Here is a 19,273-nt window from a genome sequence, read left to right as displayed (position 1 = left end):
AGGGCGTGTTTCGAAAGTCCCGTCTGGTCCGCGACGCCTGGCACGGCACCTCGCCCTCCGGGCGGACGACGCCACTTTCGAAACACGCCGTAGGGGGTTCGTTCGGATCAGGTGGGACAGGCCGCGGCGTCCGGTTCGGTGCGTCGCACGGCGGAGGATCACCCGCGTACGGGGCGTACCCGGGTGGTCCGACGCCGTGTCCGGGTGCCGTGCCGGGCGTCGCGGGCCCGGACTGACCCGAACGAAACCCAACAGGTGTACGCGGTCATGAGTTTGGTGACAGTCGGCTGATCGGAGGCCGGCCTGCGAGCGCGCTGTATTTGCCCGGTGTTTGCTCAGTGCTCTGAACAAGCAGCCGGAAGTCGCCGTACGGGACTGCAGATCGGGTCTCGTAGGGAAGGACACGGGGTTGTCCCAGGACATGAGCACGCGCGAATCAGCCGCAGCAGAAGCCGAAGAGGGCGAGACGGAGCAGCCCGACGCACCGATACCCGGCCCGGGCCGCCGCCCCTTCTCGCGCCCCTGGACCGCCTTGAAGGCCCGCGTCCGGCGCTGGCGCGCGGAGCACCCCGCGGTGGCTCAGGGGCTGTCCGTCTCCGTCACCGTGCTGGCCGCCGCCCTGGTGATCGCCGCACTGGTGATGCCGAACACCGTGGTCCGACTGGAGCCCAAGCAGTTCGTGCGGATTCCGGCGGAGGCCGTGATCGGCGCGGCCGTGATGATCGCGCTGCCGCGCCGGCCGCGGGTGGTGCTGGCGGCCGTGTCCGGAATCGCGCTGGGCGTGATGACCGTGCTGAACGCGCTCGACATGGGGTTCAAGCAGTACCTCGGCCGCGGCTTCAACGTCGTGCTCGACTGGAGCCTGTTCGGCGACGCGGAGTCGTACCTGGAGGACTCGCTCGGCCGCACCGAGACGCTGGCCGCCGTGGCCGGGCTGATCGCCGCGGTGCTGCTCCTCTTCCTGCTGCTGGCGCTGTCCATGGTCCGGCTGAGCAATCTGCTCGCCCGGCACACCGGTGTCGCGACCCGCGGCACGTTGGTCGCCGGGGTCGTCTGGATCACCTGCTCCTCCGTCGGCCTGGAGATGTCCGGCGTACCGCTCGCCGCCGACAGCACCGCCACCGCGTTGAAGGCGCAGGCCCATCTGGTGTCGGCCACGCTCAAGGACGAGGCGGAGTTCCAGAAGGTCGCCAGGGTCGACGCCTTCGGGAACACCCCGGGCAGCCAGCTGGTCCCGGCTCTGCGCGGCAAGGACATGATCTTCACGTTCATCGAGAGCTACGGCCGCAGCGCGATCGAGGACCCGATCATGGCGCCGGGCGTCGACGCGACCCTCGACGCGCGCACCAAGGCCCTGGCCAAGGCGGGCTTCCACGCCAAGAGCGGCTGGCTGACCTCGGCGACCTACGGCGGCAGCAGCTGGCTCGGCCACTCCACCACCATGTCGGGCCTGTGGATCAGCAACCAGCAGCGCTACCGGACCGTGATGGCCAGCGACCACCTCAGCCTGACCGAGGCGTTCAAGAAGACGGGCGCGTTCGACACGGTCGGCGTCATGCCGGGCGTGCAGAAGGCGTGGCCGGAGCAGAAGTGGTACGGCCTGGACAAGGTCTACAACGCCTTCGAACTCGGCTACAAGGGACCGAAGTTCAGCTGGTCCACCATGCCGGACCAGTACACCCTCCAGCAGTTCCAGGACCGCGTGCACAGCAAGAAGCCGGCCGACGGCAAGTCACGGATGTCCTTCCTCATCCTGACCTCCAGCCACCAGCCCTGGGCACCGATCCCGAAGATGGTCCCCTGGAACCAGCTGGGCGACGGCTCGATCTTCAAGGGCATCGAGAAGGCGGGCCACCCGGCCTCCTACACCCTCACCGACGACACGCACTCCAAGGAGGAGTACGGCAAGTCCGTCCAGTACTCGGTGACGGCGCTGACCGAGTGGCTGGAGCGCTACGGCAACGAGAACACCGTGCTGGTCTTCCTCGGCGACCACCAGCCGAACGCCCACGCCAGCGGCAACCACGCCAGCCGTGACGTCCCGATCTCGATCGTCGCCAAGGACCCGAAGCTCCTCGACAGGATCACGAGCTGGAACTGGACCGACGGCCTGCGCCCGGCCCACAACGCCCCGGTGTGGAAGATGAGCGCGTTCCGCGACCGCTTCCTGACGGCGTACGGGTCCACTCCGCACCCGAAGAGGAACTGACGGCCCTTCTCGGCCGCCCGCGTCGAACCGGGTCGCCTCGTCAGCCGCCCGGCCCGTCGACGCCCACCCGCCGACCGAGTGGGGTGGCGGGTGGGATCCGGGGATGAGGTCCGGGGACGGTCAGCCGCCCGACGTGTCGAGTTCCGCGTCCTCGCCGACGCCCGCGCAGTCGTACGGGTCCTTCAGCCAGCCGTCCGGCAGCACCACCCGGTTGTTGCCGGACGTACGGCCGCGCGGGCCATCCGCGCCGGCCGGCCACGGCTGGTCGAGGTCCAGCTCGTCGAGACCGGCCCGCAGCTCGGACAGCGACGACGTGATCGCCAGCCGCTTGCGCATCTCGGAGCCGACCGCGAAGCCCTTCAGGTACCAGGCGACGTGCTTGCGGAAGTCGACCACCCCCTTGGACTCGTCGGCGCTCCACTCCCCGAGCAGGGTCGCGTGCCGGACCATGACGTCCGCCACCTCGCGCAGGGTCGGCCGCGCGAAGGACGTCCGCCCCTCGAACGCCGCCACCAGGTCGGCGAAGAGCCACGGTCGTCCCAAGCAGCCGCGGCCCACGACCACGCCGTCGCAGCCGGTCCCGCGCACCATCCGCAGCGCGTCCTCGGCCGACCAGATGTCGCCGTTGCCGAGCACGGGGATCTCCGGCACGTGCTCCTTGAGCCGGGCGATGGCGTCCCAGTCGGCGGTACCACCGTAGTGCTGGGCGGCCGTACGGCCGTGCAGGGCGATCGCCGTGACGCCCTCCTCGACGGCGATGCGGCCGGCGTCCAGGTAGGTGATGTGATCGTCGTCGATGCCCTTGCGCATCTTCATGGTCACCGGCAGGTCACCGGCACCGCTGACGGCCTCCCGGAGGATGGCGCGCAGCAGGTTCCGCTTGTACGGCAGGGCCGAGCCGCCGCCCTTCCGGGTCACCTTGGGGACCGGGCAGCCGAAGTTCAGGTCGATGTGGTCGGCCAGGTCCTCCTCGGCGATCATACGGACGGCCTTGCCGACGGTCGCCGGGTCGACGCCGTACAGCTGGATCGAGCGGGGCTTCTCGCTCGCGTCGAACTTGATCAGCTGCATGGTCTTCTCGTTGCGCTCGACCAGCGCCCGAGTGGTGATCATCTCGCTGACGAACAGTCCCTTGCCGCCACTGAACTCCCTGCACAGGGTGCGGAAGGGCGCGTTGGTGATGCCCGCCATGGGTGCGAGCACGACGGGCGGCGTCACGGCGTGCGGGCCGACGGTCAGGGGCTGGGTCATCACAGGGCTCCGGGACGATCTACGGAACGGGACACGGGGGCGAGCACCCATTGTCCCTCACCGCGCCGGCAGCCCGGCCGGTCGCTCCCGCGGGCCCGGCACAGCCGGGTGCTTGACCCCCGGCCGTCCCGGGTACTGGGAAAGCCCGCAGCCACGGCCCCCGCCATGATCCCGGGGATGATCGTGTAGACCACATCAATTAGGCACACTATTAGTTAGACACACTATTGAGTTCAGCGTACGATTGACGCCATGCCCGAGTTGAGCCATCGCCGCCGTCTGCTCGTGCTCGCGATCTGCTGCATGAGCCTGCTGATCGTGAGCCTGGACAACACCGTGCTGAACGTGGCACTGCCGTCCCTGCAGCGCGATCTGCACGCAAGCACCTCAGGTCTGCAGTGGACGATCGACGCCTACACCCTGGTGCTCGCCTCGCTGCTGATGCTCGCGGGGTCGACGGCCGACCGGATCGGCCGCAAGCGGGTCTTCATGTCCGGCCTGGTGGTCTTCTCCATCGGCTCGCTGCTGTGCTCGCTCGCGCCGAACCTGTCCCTCCTGGTGATCTTCCGCATGGTGCAGGCGATCGGCGGCTCGATGCTCAACCCGGTCGCCATGTCGATCATCACCAACACCTTCACCGACGCCCGGGAGCGGGCCCGTGCGATCGGCGTGTGGGGCGCGGTCGTCGGCATCTCCATGGCGGCGGGACCGCTGGTCGGCGGCCTGCTGGTCCAGTCGGTGAGCTGGCGTTCGATCTTCTGGGTCAACCTCCCGGTCGGCCTTGCGGCGCTCCTGCTCACCCTGCGCTTCGTCCCCGAGTCGCGTGCACCCGAGGCCCGCCGACCCGACCCCGTCGGCCAGGTCCTGGTCATCGCCCTGTTCGGATCGCTGACGTACGCGATCATCGAGGCGCCGGACTCCGGCCCGTCGGCGGTGGCCCCCTTCGCGGCGATCGCCTTCGTGGCCCTGCTCGGCCTGCTCTGGTACGAGCCGCGCCGCGAGGAACCCCTCATCGACCTGCGCTTCTTCCACTCGGCCCCGTTCAGCGGCGCCACGGTGATAGCGATCAGCGCGTTCGCGGCGCTGGGCGGCTTCCTCTTCCTGTCCACGCTCTATCTGCAGAACGTCCGCGGCCTGGACGCCCTGCACGCGGGCCTGTGGATGCTGCCGATGGCCGCGCCGACCTTCCTGTGCGCACCCCTGTCCGGCCGCCTGGTCGGCAGCCGAGGCCCCCGTCTGCCCCTGCTGATCGCCGGTACGGCGATGACGGCCAGCGGCGCCCTCTTCGCGGCCTTCGAGGCGGAGACGTCGAACGCCACCCTGCTCGTCGGCTACGTCCTCTTCGGCATCGGCTTCGGCTTCGTGAACGCACCGATCACCAACACGGCCGTCTCCGGCATGCCGCGCGCCCAGGCGGGGGTCGCCGCCGCGGTCGCCTCCACGAGCCGGCAGCTGGGCCAGACGCTCGGCGTCGCAGTGATCGGCGCGGTGCTGGCCTCCGGCATCCACGCCTCCGCCTTCCGCGACACCTTCGTCTCGGCGGCCCGCCCCGGCTGGTGGATCCTGACCGCCTGCGGCCTGGCCGTCCTCCTCCTCGGCCTGCTCAGCAGCGGCCCCTGGGCCCACCGCACGGCGGAGCGCACGGCCGAGAAGCTCGAGTCGGCGGAGATCCGCCAGCCGGTGGGAGCGTCCTGACGCGGCTGCGGGGGGGCGTTCGGATCAGGTCGGACAGGCCGCGGCGTCCGGTGCGGTGCGTCGCACGGCCGAGGACCACCCGCGTACCGGACGTACTCGGGTGGTCCGACAACACGGCGAGGTGCCGTGCCGGACGCCGCGGACCCGGGCCGATCCCAACAAACCCCCCAGCCCACCGGCCCCCGGCCGGTCACCGCGTCAGGTCCTGCTCCTCCGGCTCCCAGGCCTGGAGCAGTTCGAAGAGACGTCGGTCCCCGTCGAGCCTCAGAGGGTCGAGCGGCAGCCGGCCGTGGAAGACCAGGACCAGGTCGGCACCTGCGCGCCGAGGCTGGGAGCGGAGGCGACCGCGGCACGGAAGGCGGTCGACCCCTCGTCGGTCAGCCGCAGCGGGGCGGGGAACTCCGGAGTGCCTTCCACCCCGGCTGTCCATCACCGTGCCCTGTCGGCCGGACAACGGTGTTCTTCCCGGCCGGCGCGACGGAATCCCTTGCGGGCCGACGCCCTTGAGGCCTGCTCAGGCCGTGGCGGTGGCGCCGGCGAGTGCGAGGTCGTACAGCCGCTCCAGGCGCTCGCGCGTCTCCTCGTCGGCCGGGGTGTACGTCACCATGCGGGCGCCCTGTTCCGGACCGAGCCACAGGTCGGTGTGCTCCAGCTTGAGGTGGCCCACGTGCGCGTTGAGGAACTCCTTGGTCTTGGTTCGGGCGCCGACGACCTCGTAACGCCCCCAGTGCTCGCGGAAGTTGGGGGACTCCGCCGCCAGCCGCTTCAGGAGCATCTTCCAGGCCGGCTCGCCGAGATGACCGGCCATGGACGCGCGCAGCCGGGCGGCCATCAGGCGCTGGGTCTCCTCCAGGTGGACGACGGAGGCCTGCCACTCCTTGTTCGTGTACACGAGGAGCATGCAGTTGTGATCCTCGGGCGGGATCGCGTCCAGGTCGCCCAGGAGCAGGGCATAGGTGCGGTTGTAGGCGACGATGTCGTACCGGCTGTTCTGGATGACGGCCGGAATCGGCTCCAGCCCGCGCAGCAGCAGCCGCAGCGCCGGCGTCACGCTCGGGCAGCTCGTCGCCGGTGTCGGGTCGCTGGCGCCGGCGAGCTGGAACAGGTGGGCGCGTTCGCTGGCGTCCAGCATCAGGGTGCGGGCGAGCGCGTCCAGCACCTGCACGGAGACCTGGATGTCGCGGGCCTGCTCGAGCCAGGTGTACCAGGTGACGCCGACCGCGGAGAGCTGGGCGACCTCCTCCCGGCGCAGTCCGGGGGTGCGGCGGCGGGCGCCGCGCGGCAGACCCACCTGCTCGGGGGCGATGCGCTCACGGCGGCTGCGCAGGAACGCGGCCAGCTCGTGCCGCCGGATCCGAGAGTCCCGGCTCGTCTGCCGCGGGGCGCTCGTCCGGTCCGTGGCCGTGGTCGTCATGGTTCCAGGGTGCCCCGGCCGTCATCCTGTTTCCAGGTACTTCTTGTACCAGGATGAGAAGACTCTGGTACCCCTCTGGGCGGCGGCACAGGCTCGGGGGCATGAGTGAAACCGTCACCACCCGGGCCGTCCGTGCGACGGCCGCGCCGCCCGCACTCGGCGGGCTCGGGCTGTTCACCGTACTGCTGGCGGCAGCGCTGCCGCTGGTCGATTTCTTCATCGTCAACGTCGCCCTGCCGACCATCGGCGCCGATCTCGGCGCGGGTGAGGCCGTGCTGGAGCTGGTCGTGGCCGGGTACGGACTCGCGTACGCCGTGCTGCTGGTGCTCGGCGGGCGGCTCGGGGACCTGTTCGGGCGCCGTCGGCTGTTCCTCGGCGGGATGGCTGCCTTCGGCCTGACCTCGCTGGCCTGCGGACTGGCGCCGGGCGCCTGGAGCCTGGTCGCGGCGCGGGTCGCCCAGGGCGCCTCGGCCGCCGCGATGCTGCCGCAGGTGCTCGCCACCATCCAGTCCACCACCCGCGGCACGCGCCGCGCGAAGGCGATGAGCCTGTACGGCGCGACCGCCGGACTGTCCATGGTCGCCGGGCAGATACTCGGCGGGGTGCTCGTCGCCGCCGATGTCGCGGGCACCGGCTGGCGGTCGGTGTTCCTCGTCAACGTGCCCGTGGTTGCGGTGGGTCTGGTCCTCGCCGTGCGGGCCGTGCCGGAGACCCGCTCGCAGCATCCCGAGCCCGTCGACGGGCCCGGCACGGTCCTGCTCGCGGTGTCCCTGCTGACGCTGCTCGCCCCGCTCACCGAGGGCCGGGCCGCGGGCTGGCCGTTGTGGACCTGGCTGTCGCTGGCCGCGTTCCCGTTCGCCGCGGGGGCGTTCTGGGCCGTGGAGCGGCGGGCCGACCGGGCGGGGCGGACCCCGCTGGTGCCGCCGAGTCTGCTGGCGCTGGCCTCGCTGCGGCGCGGTCTGGCGCTGATGCTGCCGTTCTCCATCGGCTTCAGCGGGTTCATGTTCGTCATCGCGCTGGCGCTGCAGCAGGGCGCGGGGCTCGGTCCGGTGCCGGCCGGGCTGGCGCTCGCGCCGATGGCCGTGGTGTTCCTGTTCGTCTCCCTCGCCGGGCCGCGGCTGATCGGCCGTTACGGCACCCGGACCGTCACCGCCGGTTCGGTGGTCCAGGGCCTGGGTGTGCTGCTGATCACGCTGGCTGCGTGGCGGGACTGGCCACACCTGGACTTCGGCTCGCTGCTGCCGGGCGCCGCCGTGGCCGGTGCCGGGCAGGCGCTCCAACTGCCCAATGTCTTCCGGATCGTGATGTCCGAGGTGCCGTCCGCGCGGGCCGGGGTCGGCAGCGGTGTGATGGTCACCACCCAGCAGTCGGCGCTCGCGCTCGGCGTGGCCACTCTGGGCACGCTGTTCCTCACCCTGGTGCCGCGGACGGGCATGCGGGACGCGCTGGTCACCACGCTGCTGGTGCAGTTGGCCGGGGTCGTGCTGACCGGGCTGCTCAGCCTGCGGCTGCCGCGTGAGATCGGCTGAGCCGTGGCCGGAGCCGGCCGGCTCCGGCCACGGATTGGACAACTCCGCGCGAAGCTGCCCCTGTTGATGTTCGCATTGCTGCACACTCCTGTCCCGGCCGGGTGTTCGCGGACGCGAGAGAGCGGGAGGCGCCATGGCGCAGGGCAACAGCACGAGCAAGGTGAGCCGTTGGGACCAGCACGGCCGGGAGCACGTGGTCCGGGTCCAGCGCACGGGGGTGCAGCGCACGATCAGATGCGACACGTGCGGCTGGCGCAGAGGGGCCCAGTTCCTGCCGTGGCTGAAGGCGGAGGAACATCTGGCCGAGGCCCATCAGGCGACGGTCGACCCGGCCGCGGCACGGCAGCCGTCACGGTAGGAAAACGGGTCTGGACAATCCACCTGACCTGCACAAGTACCGAGATCAGTCACGCTCCGTGACGACTCGAGTGGCCGTCGTGGCGAACCGGGGCCAGCCTTGAGACGTCCCTTCCACGAGCGACAGGAGACACAACATGACCTCGGTACTCCGCCACAGCTACGGCCGCGCGCTCGGCGTGGGTGCACTGTCCGTGGCGCTGCTCTCCGGCGGAACGGCCGGAGCATTCGCCGCGAGTCCCACCCCCAGTCCGATGCCCACGAAAACGATGGCCAGCCCGACCACCGGGATGGCGTCGATCACCGTCACCGCCAGGCCGACCTCGGTGAAGTCCGGACACACCGTCCTGCTGACCGGGCGCACCAAGGGCCTGAAGGTCGGCTCCCCGCTGGTGGTCCAGCAGGAGATGAACGGCAAGTGGGTACCGCTGAGGGCCACCGGCAAGGTGAAGACGGGCAGTTCGTACGCGATCACTGCCAAGCTCACCAGGACCGGCTCGCAGAAGCTGCGGGTCGCGAGCGCCACCAGAGCCGGGAAGGTCTTCTCGCCCACGGTCACCGTGAAGGTGAGCTGAGCCCCCGCACAGCAGGTTCACCGCGCGGGCGTCGTCAGACCCCGTAGCAGCAGGTCCACGACGGCCGTGAACTCCTCGTCGACGCCGGGTGCGGTCCACTCCCGGGCGTAACAGGGGTCATGGAAGCGGCCGGTGGCCTGGAAGACGGCTCTGGCCGCGCCGGCCGGGTCGGGCACCGGAAAGGTGCCCGACCCGGCCCCTTCCGCGATGATCCGGGTCAGCTGCCCGGTCAGGTCGGCGATGTGCTCGCCGACCACCGCGCCGTTCTCGTCGGTCAGCACCGTGTAGGTGGCGAACAGTTCGGGATCGTCGCCCGCCTTGTGCCGCTTGGCCTCGAACAGCGCCGTGAGCCAGGCCCGCAGTTTCTCCTCCGCGGTGCCGTCCCCGGCGGCGATGACGGCGAGTTTCTCCGCCGTCCGGTCCAGCCAGCGCTTGGTGACCGCCTCGCGCAGCGCCGCCTTGGTGCGGAAGTGCCGGTAGACACTGCCATGGCTCACACCGAGCGCGCGGGCCACGTCGACGACGGTGGCCTTGGCCGGGCCGTGGCGGCGCAGCACCTCCTCGGTCGCCTCGAGGATGCGCTCGGCGGTCAGGGTCTCTGCGGGCGGTGCCATGCCTTAGACCGTACCTGGCGCCACGGTCAGCGCTCGCTGTCGAGGTGCGCCATCTGCCCACTCGGGTAGCGGGCGCCGGCCGCCGCGTCCGCCGGCACGGCCTCCTCGATCGCCGCGAGGTCGGCCGCGTCCAGGGTGACGTCCAGCGCGCCGAGGGACTCGCCGAGTCGCTCGCGGGTGCGGGCGCCGACCAGCGGGACGATGTCCTCGCCGCGCGAGAGCACCCAGGCGATGGCGATCTGCGCGACGCTCACGCCCTTCTGCTCGGCGATCTTCCGCAGGGCCTCGACCAGGTTCAGGTTGTGCTGGAGGTTCTCGCCCTGGAAGCGGGGCGAGTGGGCGCGGAAGTCGTTCGCGGCCAGTTGCCGGTCGCGGGAGAAGTGGCCGGAGATCAGGCCCCGGGAGAGCACGCCGTACGCCGTGATGCCGATGCCCAGCTCGCGGGTGGTCGGCAGGATCTCCTGCTCGATGGTCCGGCTGATCAGCGAGTACTCGATCTGCAGGTCGGCGACGGGGGCGGTGGCGGCGGCCCTGCGGATGGTGTCGGCACCGACCTCGCTCAGGCCGACGTGCCGGACGTACCCCTTCTCGATCAGCTCGGCGATCGCGCCGACGGTCTCCTCGATCGGCACGTCCGGGTCGAGGCGGGCGATCCGGTAGACGTCGATGTGGTCGACGCCCAGGCGCTGCAGGGAGTAGGCGGCGAAGTTCTTCACGGCGGCCGGGCGGCCGTCGTAGCCGTTCCAGTTGCCCTCCGGGTCGCGCAGGGCGCCGAACTTCACGCTGGTCAGGGCCTGTTCGCGCAGGGCGACCGGGGCGGTGCGCAGGGCCTCGCCGATCAGCATCTCGTTGTGACCCATGGCGTAGAAGTCGCCGGTGTCCAGCAGGGTCACCCCCGCCTCCAGGGCGGCGTGGACGGTCGCGACGGACTCCGCGCGGTCCGCGTCGCCGTAGAGCGCCGACATGCCCATGCAGCCGAGGCCGAGGGCGGAGACCCGGGGGCCGGTGGTTCCCAGGGTTCGGGTTCGCATCGTCATGCCGTCACTGTGCCATGACGACTGACAGATTTCAATATCTGTCAGTCCAATTTCGTCAGCGGCCTCACCTTGCCCGAACGAAAACGCCCACCCACCAGCCGACCGGGTCGGGTGGCGGGTGGGCGGAGGCGTCCGGGGGCGGAGCCCTCGGGGATTCGACCGTTACGGCCGTCAGCAGCCCAGCAGGCGACCGGCGAGGTAGCCCTCGATCTGGTCAAGCGACACGCGTTCCTGCTTCATCGAGTCACGCTCACGTACGGTCACCGCGTTGTCGTCGAGCGTGTCGAAGTCCACGGTCACGCAGTACGGCGTACCGATCTCGTCCTGACGGCGGTAGCGGCGGCCGATGGCGCCGGCGTCGTCGAACTCGATGTTCCAGTTCTGGCGCAGCGCCTGGGCGAGGCCCTTGGCCTTCGGGGACAGCTCGGGGTTGCGGGACAGCGGCAGGACGGCGACCTTCACCGGGGCCAGCCGGTGGTCGAGGCGCAGCACGGTCCGCTTCTCCATCTTGCCCTTGGCGTTGGGCGCCTCGTCCTCGACGTAGGCGTCCAGAAGGAACGCGAGCATGGTGCGGCCGACACCCGCCGCGGGCTCGATGACGTACGGCGTCCAGCGCTCGCCGGCCTCCTGGTCGAAGTACGACAGGTCCTGGCCGGAGGCCTTGGAGTGGGCCGAGAGGTCGTAGTCCGTACGGTTCGCGACACCCTCCAGCTCGCCCCACTCCGAGCCGCCGAACTGGAAGCGGTACTCGATGTCGGCGGTGCGCTTGGAGTAGTGGGAGAGCTTCTCCTTCGGGTGCTCGTACCAGCGCATGTTCTCGGTGCGCAGGCCGAGGCCCGTGTACCAGTTCCAGCGCTGCTCCATCCAGTACTCGTGCCACTTCTCGTCCTCGCCCGGCTTGACGAAGAACTCCATCTCCATCTGCTCGAACTCGCGGGTGCGGAAGATGAAGTTGCCCGGCGTGATCTCGTTGCGGAACGACTTGCCCATCTGGGCGATGCCGAACGGCGGCTTGCGGCGCGAGGTGGTCTGCACCTGGGCGAAGTTGGTGAAGATGCCCTGGGCGGTCTCCGGGCGCAGGTAGGCGACGGAGCCGCTGTCCTGGGTCGGGCCGAGGTGCGTCGACAGCAGACCGGAGAACTGCTTGGGCTCCGTGAACTGGCCCTTGTTGCCGCAGTTCGGGCAGTTGATGTCGGCGAGGCCGTTCGCCGGGGCGTGGCCCTTCTTCTCCTCGTAGGCCTCTTCCAGGTGGTCGGCGCGGAACCGCTTGTGACACGCGGTGCACTCGGTCAGCGGGTCCGTGAAGGTGGCGACGTGACCGGAGGCGACCCAGACCTCGGAGGCCAGGATGACGGACGAGTCGATACCGACGACGTCCTCGCGCGACGTCACCATGTAGCGCCACCACTGGCGCTTGATGTTCTCCTTGAGCTCGACACCCAGCGGTCCGTAGTCCCAGGCGGCGCGCTGTCCGCCGTAGATCTCACTGCACGGGAAAACGAAGCCACGGCGCTTGCTCAGGCTGACGATGGTGTCGATCTTGTCGGCGGCCACGGTGCTCTCTTCATTACGACGACGGGCGTTGAAGCGAGATGCTTCCAGCGAATGATTCAGGTTACCGGCGCAGGCTCCCCCCGGACCAAATCGGCCCCTCCGTGAGGGCCTCCCCCGACCCTCACCGGCCTCTCACCGGTTCTTGTTGACAACGGTTTCCATGTTTGTTGAAAATGACTGTCATGAACGGACGACGCCTCATACCCGCCGTTGCGGTCACCGCCGTGACCGCCCTCGGCCTCGGCACCCTCACCGCCTGCTCGGGAGACAGGGCGGAGGCGGCGAACACCGGCACGTTCGACGTCGTGGCGTCGTTCTACCCGATGGCCTTCCTCGCCGAGCGGATCGGCGGGGACCACGTCCACGTCACCAGTCTGACCTCCCCCGGCCAGGAACCGCACGACCTGGAGATGAGCCCACGACAGATCGCGATGCTCCAGGACTCCGACGCGGTCCTGTACCTGAAGAACCTCCAGCCCTCCGTCGACGACGCGGTGGCCCAGTCCCCGGTCAAGACCAGGATCGACGCGGCCTCCTTCACCACGCTGGAGCAGCACGGCGACGAGGTCGGCGGCCACGCCGCCGCGCACGACACCCGCACGAACGAGGAGTCGGCCGGCGAGGACCCGCACATCTGGCTCGACCCGGTGCGCTACGCGCAGGTCGCCGAGGGCGTCGGCAAGGCCTTCGAGAAGGCCGACCCCGAGCACGCCGCCGACTACGAGAAGAACACCGCTGCCCTGGTCAAGCAGCTCCACGACCTCGACATCCGGTTCGAGAACGGCCTGGCGCACACGAGGACCAAGGTCTTCGTCACCACCCACGCCGCCTTCGGCTACCTCGCCGAGCGCTACGGCCTGACCGAGGAGGCCGTGGGCGGCCTCGACCCCGAGTCCGAGCCCAGCGCCGCCCGGGTGAAGGACCTGGAGACGATGGCCAGGGCCGACGGCGTCTCCACCGTCTTCTACGAGACGCTCGTCAGCGACAAGACCGCCAAGACCATCGCGAGCGACGCCGGACTGAGGACCGACGTGCTCGACCCGATCGAGGGCATCACCGCCAAGTCCCGCGGCAAGGACTACTTCTCCGTCCAGGAGGCCAACCTCAGGGCCCTCCGGCAGGCGCTCGGCGCGAAGTGAGGGGACACGAGATGACCGGCGAGCCCGTCATATCCCTGCGCGGTGTCACCGCCGAACTCGGCGCGCGGCCCGTGCTGCGCGGCATCGACCTCACCGTCGGCCGCGGCGAGGTCGTCGCGCTGCTCGGCGCCAACGGCTCCGGCAAGTCCACGGCGATCCGCACGATCATCGGCCAGGTCCCGGCGAGCGCCGGCACGGTCGAGCTGTTCGGCACCCCCCGCCGCGCCTTCCGGCACTGGGCGCGCGTGGGATACGTGCCGCAGCGCACGACGGCGGCGGGGGGCGTGCCCGCGACGGTCACCGAGATCGTCTCGTCCGGCCGGCTCTCCCGCAGCCGCTTCGGCGTCTTCCGCAAGACCGACCGGGAGGCCGTACACCGGGCCCTGGAACGGGTCGGGATGGCCGACCGTGCCAGGGACTCGGTGAACGCCCTGTCCGGCGGCCAGCACCAGCGCGTGCTGATCGCCCGCGCCCTCGTCGCCGAGCCCGAACTACTGATCATGGACGAGCCGATGGCGGGTGTCGACCTGGCCAGCCAGGAGGTGCTCGCCCGCACGCTGCGGCAGCAGGTCGAGGCCGGTACGACGGTCCTGCTCGTCCTGCACGAACTGGGCCCCCTGGAGGCCCTGATCGACCGGGCGGTCGTCCTGCGCGACGGCTGCGTGCTGCACGACGGCCCGCCCCCGCGGGCCGGGGCCGGCACTCCCCCGCTCCCGGCCTCGCTCGAGCGGGAGGACCCCCGGACCGGCCACGACCATGTACACCCGCACGCACCGGCGGGGCCGAATTCTCGCGGACGGGACTGCTGAGCCGATGGACTTCCTGAACTACGCCTTCATGCAGCGGGCCCTGCTCGCCGCCGTCCTGGTCGGCATCACCGCGCCCGCGGTCGGCATCTACCTGGTCCAGCGCCGCCAGGCCCTGATGGGCGACGGCATCGGACACGTCGCGATGACGGGCGTCGGCCTCGGCTTCCTCCTCTCCACCTCTCCGGTGTGGACGGCGACGGCGGTCTCGGTCCTCGGCGCGGTCCTGATGGAGCTGATCCGCTGGTACGGCAGGACCCGCGGCGACATCGCGCTCGCCATGCTCTTCTACGGCGGCATGGCCGGCGGCGTGATGTTCATCAACCTGGCGCCGACGGGCTCCACCGCGAACCTGACGACGTACCTGTTCGGCTCGCTGTCGACGGTGTCGCAGTCCGACGTGGTGTCGATCTGCCTGCTCGCCGGGTTCGTGGCGCTGGTCACGCTCGGCCTGCGCCGCCAGTTGTTCGCGGTCAGCCAGGACGAGGAGTTCGCCCGGGTCACGGGGCTGCCGGTACGGGCCCTGAACCTGCTGACGGCGGTCACGGCGGCGGTCACGGTCACCGTCGCGATGCGCGTGGTCGGCCTGCTGCTGGTGTCCGCGCTGATGGTGGTGCCGGTGGCGGCGGCCCAGCAGCTCACCCGCAGCTTCACGGCGACCTTCGCGGTCGCGGTCGCGATCGGCGTGGCCGTGACCGTCAGCGGCACGATCGCCTCGTACTACGAGGACGTCCCGCCCGGCGCGACGATCGTCCTGCTGACCATCGCCGCGTTCGTCGCACTGACGGCCCTGGCCACGCCGTTGGCCCGCCGCCGCGTCCGCGCGGCAGCCGGCGCCCGGCCCGCCGGGGAAGGGACCGGGTGCACGATCCCGGCCACGGGACAGGCCGGGAACAAGATCGGCGTCTGACCGCTGACAGCCCGGGCTGGCACAATGGCCGCCCGGGCAGAAGCGAGACGTGAGGAGGCAACCGGTGACGACCGCTGGACCGCCCGTGAAGGGCCGCGCGACCCGTCAGCGTGCAGCCGTGGCGGCGGCCCTGGACGAGGTCGAGGAGTTCCGCAGCGCGCAGGAACTGCACGACATGCTCAAGCACAAGGGCGACTCGGTCGGCCTGACCACGGTCTACCGCACCCTCCAGTCCCTCGCCGAGGCCGGCGAGGTCGACGTCCTGCGCACCTCCGACGGCGAGTCCGTCTACCGCCGCTGCTCGACCGGTGAGCACCATCACCATCTGGTGTGCCGCACCTGCGGCAAGGCGGTGGAGGTCGAGGGCCCGGCCGTCGAGAAGTGGGCCGAGGCGATCGCGGCGGAGCACGGGTACGTCAACGTGGCCCACACGGTGGAAATCTTCGGCACGTGTGCCGACTGCGCCGAGGGATGAGCGCGAGAGGGAGCGGGCCGTCGCCGGTCCCTTCGCGGTGATCAGCCACGTCCGAAGCAGCGCTCCAGCTCGTCGAAGTCGTAGAAGTCGCTGCCCCCGGCGATCGGACGGCAGCCCGCCTTGAAGGGCGTCTCCCGCTCGTCGTAGAGCATGCGGACGAGATAGCGGCCGTCCTTCTCGTACACGTCCCACTGGATGTTCGCCCCCAGGGGAGACACCGAGGCGCCCCGCCAGGGATTGTCGGCGTACGTGTACGGCTGTCCCGGCGTCGCCGGTTCCGTGCTGCCCGGCAGGCCCATCAGCGCGGCCAGCGGGATGATCTCCTCGGCGTGGGTGAAGCGCAGTTCGGCGCCGAGGTCGCTGGTGCCGGCGCGCTTGGCCTCGACCTGCTGGAAGAAGTCGTCCAGCAGGACGCCCGCCATCCTGTAGGTGATGTCGCTGCCGGCGAAGCCGGGGCCCTTCTCGTAGAAGTCCTGCGCGTCCGACAGGTAGCCGAACCAGGACGCGTCCGAGCGGGAGATGAAGCGGCCCATGTCCCAGCCCCTGCCGTCCGGGTCGGGGCTCTCCTGGATCATGGCGGGCGCGATGGCGTACAGGTTGTAGACGGCCTGCGCGGCGCCGACCTGGTCGGTGATCCCGTCGACGAAGGGCGCCGTGAAGAGCCGCCGCAGGACACTGCGCGCGGCCGCGTACGTCCTGGGCTGGTCGGTGACGGCCGCCAGGGTGTCCTTGAGGCGCTGGTCGCCCGCGATGTAGTCGCGGTACGCGGCACCGCCCGCCGCCTTGTGGAAGTACAGCAGGTCCCTGTCGGTCCGGGTCGCCCCGATCAGCGGCTTCAGCGCCGGGTCTGCGGCGGCCAGCGCGGCCGTGTACTCCCCGGCGCTGTCCACGGCCCGCCCCTGCCCGGAGCTGACCACGTCGATCTTCTCGCCCCGGCCGGCGATGTCCGCGAACAAAGTGGGCAGGCGCTGCTCCATGCGCGTCGCGGTGTCCCGCATCTCCTGCCGGCCGCGCCCGCTGAGATCGCCGTACCCGGTCTTCTCCATGGCGGCCGTCAGTGCCCGCACGACCGGCCCGAACTCCTCACCCCTGCGGGTGAGTCGACCCTCCGCACGAGCCTTGTCCCACAGCGGGAGGACCAGGTCGCCGTCCGCGCCGCCCGTCGCCGCACGCGAGCCGTGCCGGGAGACGTTCTCGGTGAAGACGGCGGTGTAGCCGGCCGGGGGCCGCTGGTAGCTGCGCGGGTTCTGCCCGGACGGGGGTCCCCCCGCGCGAGCGAATTCGACCGCGGGGGAATACGGCGCCTTGGTCCCGTAGCTCTCGCGGCGCGCGGGGCCGTCCTCCGGGGCGGCGTGCGCGGGCACCGCGGTGAGGAGCAGGGCGCCGAGGGCGAGGACAGAGCTGAGTCGTCTCATGAATCCCTCATCCTCGGCGGCCCCGATGAACCGCCGGTGGCTACGAGGTGGAATCGCCCTTCATGGCGGCCTCCATGGCGAGCAGCTCCTCGTTGGGAACGGCACCGCCGAACCGCCGGTCGCGGGAGGCGAATTCGACGCAGGCCCGCCACAGGTCACGCCGGTCGAAGTCGGGCCAGAGCACGTCCTGGAAGACCATCTCGGCGTACGCGCTCTGCCAGAGCAGGTAGTTGGAGGTGCGCTGCTCCCCGCTGGGGCGCAGGAAGAGGTCCACGTCCGGCATGTCCGGGTAGTACAGGTACTTCTGGATGGTCTTCTCACTGACCTTCCCCGGATCCAGCCGACCCGCCGCGACGTCCTCGGCCAGCGCCTTCGCCGCGTCCGCGATCTCGGCCCGCCCGCCGTAGTTCATGCAGAAGTACAGCGTGAGCAGGTCGTTGCCCTTGGTCTGCTCCTGCGCGACCTGGAGCTCCTTGGCGACGGACTTCCACAGCCTGGGCATACGGCCCACCCAGCGCACCCGGACCCCCAGCTCGTCGAGCTGGTCCCGCGTCCTGCGGATGAAGTCGCGGTTGAAGTTCATCAGGAAGCGGACCTCGTCGGGCGACCGCTTCCAGTTCTCGGTGGAGAAGGCGTAGAGGGAGATGTTGCGGACGCCGAGCTCGATGGAGCCCTGGAGGACGTCGAGCACCCGCTCGGCTCCGACCTTGTGCCCCTCGGTGCGCGGCAGTCCGCGCTCCTTCGCCCACCGGCCGTTGCCGTCCATGACGATCGCCACATGGTTCGGGACCAGCTCGCCCGGGAGCTTCGGCGCACGCGCACCCGAGGGATGCGGCTCCGGCGCCCTGTAATCGCGCCGCTGGCGTCCCAGGATCCCGCGTACGACCATGTGCTTCTCGTCTCCCTCGTGCTTCTCGACGTACCTGAGGCGGACTACTTCTCGACGTATCTGAGCGAACGCAGCCCGCGCTCCAGATGCCAGTGCAGGTAGGCGGACACCAGCCCGCTGCCCTCGCGGACGTACCGCGCCTCGCACGCGTCCGCCGTCTCCCAGTCTCCCGTAAGCAGCGCGCCGAGCAGCACCAGGGTCTGCGGCGACGGTACGACACTGCCCGGCACCCGGCAGTCGGCGCAGACGGAGCCGCCGGAGGCCACGGAGAAGAACCGGTTCGGTCCGGGCATGCCGCACTTGGCGCAGTCGCCGAAGCTCGGGGCGTACCCGTTGACGGCGAGGGAGCGGAGCAGGAAGGCGTCGAGGACGAGACGGGGCGCGTGCTCACCCCGGGCGAGGGTCCGCAGGGCGCCCACGAGCAGCAGATACTGCTGCACCGCCGGCTCCCCCTCGTGATCGGTGAACCGCTCGGCGGTCTCCAGCATGGCCGTCCCGGCGGTGTACCGCGCGTAGTCGGTGACGATCCCACCGCCGTACGGCGCGATCGTCTCGCTCTGCGTGCACAGCGGCAGCCCCCGCCCGACCAGCTCGCTCCCCCGCGCGAAGAACTGCACGTCGACGTGTGAGAACGGCTCCAGCCGGGCCCCGAACTTCGACTTCGTCCGCCGCACCCCCCGGGCCACGGCCCGCACCCGCCCGTGACCGCGCGTGAGCAGCGTGATGATCCGGTCCGCCTCACCCAGCTTGTGGGTGCGCAGCACGATGCCGTCGTCGCGGAACAGACTCATGCAGCCCATTGTCACCCACGCGGTCCCCTACCGGTGACGTCGGGCAACATGGTGAACATGTCCCGACGGGGGACCTCCTTCCCAGCTCTCCGGCGGCCGGCGGCAGCGTGTCGCCGTCGCCCGCGCGCTCGCGCCGGACCCGGCGCCGGTCGTCGCCGACGAGCCGACCAGCGCGCTGGACGTGTCGGTCCGGGCGCAGATCCTCGATCTCCTGGTGGACCTGATGGAGCGCCTCGGGCTCGTCCTGGTGTTCGTCTCGCACGACATCCAGACGGTACGGCGGATGAGCGACCGGGTGATCACCATGTACCTGGGCCGGATCGTGGAGGAGTCCTTGGCCGACCGGGTCACCGGCGCCGCCCGGCACCCGTACACCCGGGCCCTGTTCTCGGGCCGCGCCCGGCCTGCTGGACCCGATCGACCCGATCCCGCCGACCGGTCCGGTGCCCTCGGCGACCCGGCCCCCGAGCGGCCGTCCGTTCCGCACCCGGTGCTGGAAGGCGGACGGGGCGTGCGCCGAGGTGATGCCGGATTCCTCGGCCGCGTCACGGTCCGGACACCGCTACCGGTGCCACCATCCTCTCCAGGAGGAGGAACCGACCCGCGACCTAGC

The 19,273-nt window shown here is 70.8% G+C and carries 17 protein-coding genes and 2 pseudogenes; 10 read left to right on the top strand and 9 right to left on the bottom strand.

All coding sequences use genetic code 11. The annotated features are described in order from the left end of the window. Positions 1-421 precede the first annotated feature (421 nt). Entirely contained in the window at positions 422-2,209 is a 1,788-nt protein-coding gene (locus tag AC5WRT_RS37400) for a sulfatase-like hydrolase/transferase (RefSeq protein ID WP_496098627.1), read from the top strand. 120 nt (positions 2,210-2,329) lie between these two features. Here the strand turns inward: AC5WRT_RS37400 and dusB are convergent, their stop codons facing one another. Further along, on the bottom strand, positions 2,330-3,460 hold the full coding sequence (dusB, locus tag AC5WRT_RS37395) for a tRNA dihydrouridine synthase DusB (RefSeq protein WP_496098628.1): 1,131 nt from the start codon (positions 3,458-3,460) through the stop codon (positions 2,330-2,332). A 252-nt stretch (positions 3,461-3,712) separates the two neighbouring features. Here dusB and AC5WRT_RS37390 point away from each other — a divergent pair, with 252 nt between their 5' ends. Further along, positions 3,713-5,155, top strand: coding sequence for an MFS transporter (locus AC5WRT_RS37390; RefSeq protein ID WP_496098629.1), 1,443 nt, complete (start codon positions 3,713-3,715; stop codon positions 5,153-5,155). A 264-nt stretch (positions 5,156-5,419) separates the two neighbouring features. On the opposite strand, the gene AC5WRT_RS37385 is transcribed toward AC5WRT_RS37390, so the two are convergent. Both AC5WRT_RS37385 and AC5WRT_RS37380 read right to left on the bottom strand, forming a co-directional pair. Next, positions 5,420-5,572 (bottom strand): hypothetical protein, encoded by a 153-nt coding sequence (locus AC5WRT_RS37385; protein WP_496098630.1) that lies wholly within the window; start codon positions 5,570-5,572, stop codon positions 5,420-5,422. A 97-nt stretch (positions 5,573-5,669) separates the two neighbouring features. Further along, on the bottom strand, positions 5,670-6,569 hold the full coding sequence (locus AC5WRT_RS37380; RefSeq protein WP_496098631.1) for a helix-turn-helix transcriptional regulator: 900 nt from the start codon (positions 6,567-6,569) through the stop codon (positions 5,670-5,672). A gap of 101 nt (positions 6,570-6,670) precedes the next feature. Here AC5WRT_RS37380 and AC5WRT_RS37375 point away from each other — a divergent pair, with 101 nt between their 5' ends. The 3 genes from AC5WRT_RS37375 (at position 6,671) to AC5WRT_RS37365 (ending at position 9,030) form a co-directional block, all read left to right on the top strand. After that, positions 6,671-8,098, top strand: coding sequence for an MFS transporter (locus tag AC5WRT_RS37375; protein WP_496098632.1), 1,428 nt, complete (start codon positions 6,671-6,673; stop codon positions 8,096-8,098). 133 nt (positions 8,099-8,231) lie between these two features. Then, on the top strand, positions 8,232-8,456 hold the full coding sequence (locus tag AC5WRT_RS37370; protein ID WP_496098633.1) for a hypothetical protein: 225 nt from the start codon (positions 8,232-8,234) through the stop codon (positions 8,454-8,456). Between the two features lie 136 nt (positions 8,457-8,592). Beyond that, positions 8,593-9,030 (top strand): hypothetical protein, encoded by a 438-nt coding sequence (locus AC5WRT_RS37365; RefSeq protein ID WP_496098634.1) that lies wholly within the window; start codon positions 8,593-8,595, stop codon positions 9,028-9,030. A 17-nt stretch (positions 9,031-9,047) separates the two neighbouring features. Here the strand turns inward: AC5WRT_RS37365 and AC5WRT_RS37360 are convergent, their stop codons facing one another. The 3 genes from AC5WRT_RS37360 to AC5WRT_RS37350 all read right to left on the bottom strand — a co-directional run bounded on the left by AC5WRT_RS37360 (position 9,048) and on the right by AC5WRT_RS37350 (position 12,235). Further along, positions 9,048-9,644 carry a TetR/AcrR family transcriptional regulator gene (locus AC5WRT_RS37360; RefSeq protein WP_496098635.1) on the bottom strand — a complete coding sequence of 199 codons (597 nt, stop codon included), beginning with the start codon at positions 9,642-9,644 and terminating at the stop codon, positions 9,048-9,050. Positions 9,645-9,670: 26 nt separating this feature from the next. After that, positions 9,671-10,681: an aldo/keto reductase gene (locus AC5WRT_RS37355; RefSeq protein WP_496098636.1), complete on the bottom strand. Its 1,011-nt coding sequence runs from the start codon at positions 10,679-10,681 to the stop codon at positions 9,671-9,673. A 171-nt stretch (positions 10,682-10,852) separates the two neighbouring features. Continuing rightward, a complete protein-coding gene (locus AC5WRT_RS37350; protein ID WP_496098637.1) occupies positions 10,853-12,235 on the bottom strand; it encodes a glycine--tRNA ligase in 1,383 nt (460 codons plus the stop codon). Positions 12,236-12,417: 182 nt separating this feature from the next. Between AC5WRT_RS37350 and AC5WRT_RS37345 the strand changes: the two genes are divergently transcribed. From AC5WRT_RS37345 to AC5WRT_RS37330, 4 genes and pseudogenes are all read left to right on the top strand, one after another. After that, positions 12,418-13,374, top strand: a complete 957-nt coding sequence (locus AC5WRT_RS37345) for a metal ABC transporter substrate-binding protein (RefSeq protein WP_496098638.1) — start codon at positions 12,418-12,420, stop codon at positions 13,372-13,374. A gap of 11 nt (positions 13,375-13,385) precedes the next feature. After that, a pseudogene (locus tag AC5WRT_RS37340) lies at positions 13,386-14,200 on the top strand (metal ABC transporter ATP-binding protein). Then, positions 14,188-15,090, top strand: a complete 903-nt coding sequence (locus AC5WRT_RS37335; protein WP_496098639.1) for a metal ABC transporter permease — start codon at positions 14,188-14,190, stop codon at positions 15,088-15,090. The pseudogene AC5WRT_RS37340 and the gene AC5WRT_RS37335 overlap by 13 nt, the downstream one beginning before the upstream one ends. Positions 15,091-15,154: 64 nt before the next feature. Then, a complete protein-coding gene (locus AC5WRT_RS37330) occupies positions 15,155-15,565 on the top strand; it encodes a Fur family transcriptional regulator (RefSeq protein WP_361244284.1) in 411 nt (136 codons plus the stop codon). A 41-nt stretch (positions 15,566-15,606) separates the two neighbouring features. Here the strand turns inward: AC5WRT_RS37330 and AC5WRT_RS37325 are convergent, their stop codons facing one another. From AC5WRT_RS37325 to recO, 3 genes are read right to left on the bottom strand one after another with little or no spacing between them, the layout of a single operon-like run. Continuing rightward, positions 15,607-16,980: a histidine-type phosphatase gene (locus AC5WRT_RS37325; RefSeq protein ID WP_496101041.1), complete on the bottom strand. Its 1,374-nt coding sequence runs from the start codon at positions 16,978-16,980 to the stop codon at positions 15,607-15,609. Positions 16,981-17,020: 40 nt separating this feature from the next. Then, positions 17,021-17,869, bottom strand: a complete 849-nt coding sequence (locus tag AC5WRT_RS37320; RefSeq protein WP_496098641.1) for an isoprenyl transferase — start codon at positions 17,867-17,869, stop codon at positions 17,021-17,023. A gap of 44 nt (positions 17,870-17,913) precedes the next feature. Beyond that, complete coding sequence (gene recO, locus AC5WRT_RS37315; RefSeq protein WP_496098642.1) at positions 17,914-18,660, bottom strand: DNA repair protein RecO; 747 nt, start codon at positions 18,658-18,660, stop codon at positions 17,914-17,916. A gap of 76 nt (positions 18,661-18,736) precedes the next feature. On the opposite strand from recO, the pseudogene AC5WRT_RS37310 reads away from it, so the two are divergent. Further along, positions 18,737-19,273: pseudogene (locus AC5WRT_RS37310) on the top strand (oligopeptide/dipeptide ABC transporter ATP-binding protein); the annotation flags it as partial.

The organism is Streptomyces sp. NTD91 (assembly GCF_059510455.1).
This window is presented reverse-complemented; position numbering and strand designations above follow the sequence as displayed.

Excerpts from the sequence above, each read along its gene's own strand:
- AC5WRT_RS37400 (WP_496098627.1), top strand. The coding sequence starts at position 422 with ATGAGCACGCGCGAATCAGCCGCAGCAGAAGCCGAAGAGGGCGAGACG.
- dusB (WP_496098628.1), bottom strand. The coding sequence starts at position 3,460 with ATGACCCAGCCCCTGACCGTCGGCCCGCACGCCGTGACGCCGCCCGTC.
- AC5WRT_RS37390 (WP_496098629.1), top strand. The coding sequence starts at position 3,713 with ATGCCCGAGTTGAGCCATCGCCGCCGTCTGCTCGTGCTCGCGATCTGC.
- AC5WRT_RS37380 (WP_496098631.1), bottom strand. The coding sequence starts at position 6,569 with ATGACGACCACGGCCACGGACCGGACGAGCGCCCCGCGGCAGACGAGC.
- AC5WRT_RS37375 (WP_496098632.1), top strand. The coding sequence starts at position 6,671 with ATGAGTGAAACCGTCACCACCCGGGCCGTCCGTGCGACGGCCGCGCCG.
- AC5WRT_RS37370 (WP_496098633.1), top strand. The coding sequence starts at position 8,232 with ATGGCGCAGGGCAACAGCACGAGCAAGGTGAGCCGTTGGGACCAGCAC.
- AC5WRT_RS37365 (WP_496098634.1), top strand. The coding sequence starts at position 8,593 with ATGACCTCGGTACTCCGCCACAGCTACGGCCGCGCGCTCGGCGTGGGT.
- AC5WRT_RS37360 (WP_496098635.1), bottom strand. The coding sequence starts at position 9,644 with ATGGCACCGCCCGCAGAGACCCTGACCGCCGAGCGCATCCTCGAGGCG.
- AC5WRT_RS37355 (WP_496098636.1), bottom strand. The coding sequence starts at position 10,681 with ATGACGATGCGAACCCGAACCCTGGGAACCACCGGCCCCCGGGTCTCC.
- AC5WRT_RS37345 (WP_496098638.1), top strand. The coding sequence starts at position 12,418 with ATGAACGGACGACGCCTCATACCCGCCGTTGCGGTCACCGCCGTGACC.
- AC5WRT_RS37335 (WP_496098639.1), top strand. The coding sequence starts at position 14,188 with ATGGACTTCCTGAACTACGCCTTCATGCAGCGGGCCCTGCTCGCCGCC.
- AC5WRT_RS37325 (WP_496101041.1), bottom strand. The coding sequence starts at position 16,980 with ATGAGACGACTCAGCTCTGTCCTCGCCCTCGGCGCCCTGCTCCTCACC.
- AC5WRT_RS37320 (WP_496098641.1), bottom strand. The coding sequence starts at position 17,869 with ATGGTCGTACGCGGGATCCTGGGACGCCAGCGGCGCGATTACAGGGCG.
- recO (WP_496098642.1), bottom strand. The coding sequence starts at position 18,660 with ATGAGTCTGTTCCGCGACGACGGCATCGTGCTGCGCACCCACAAGCTG.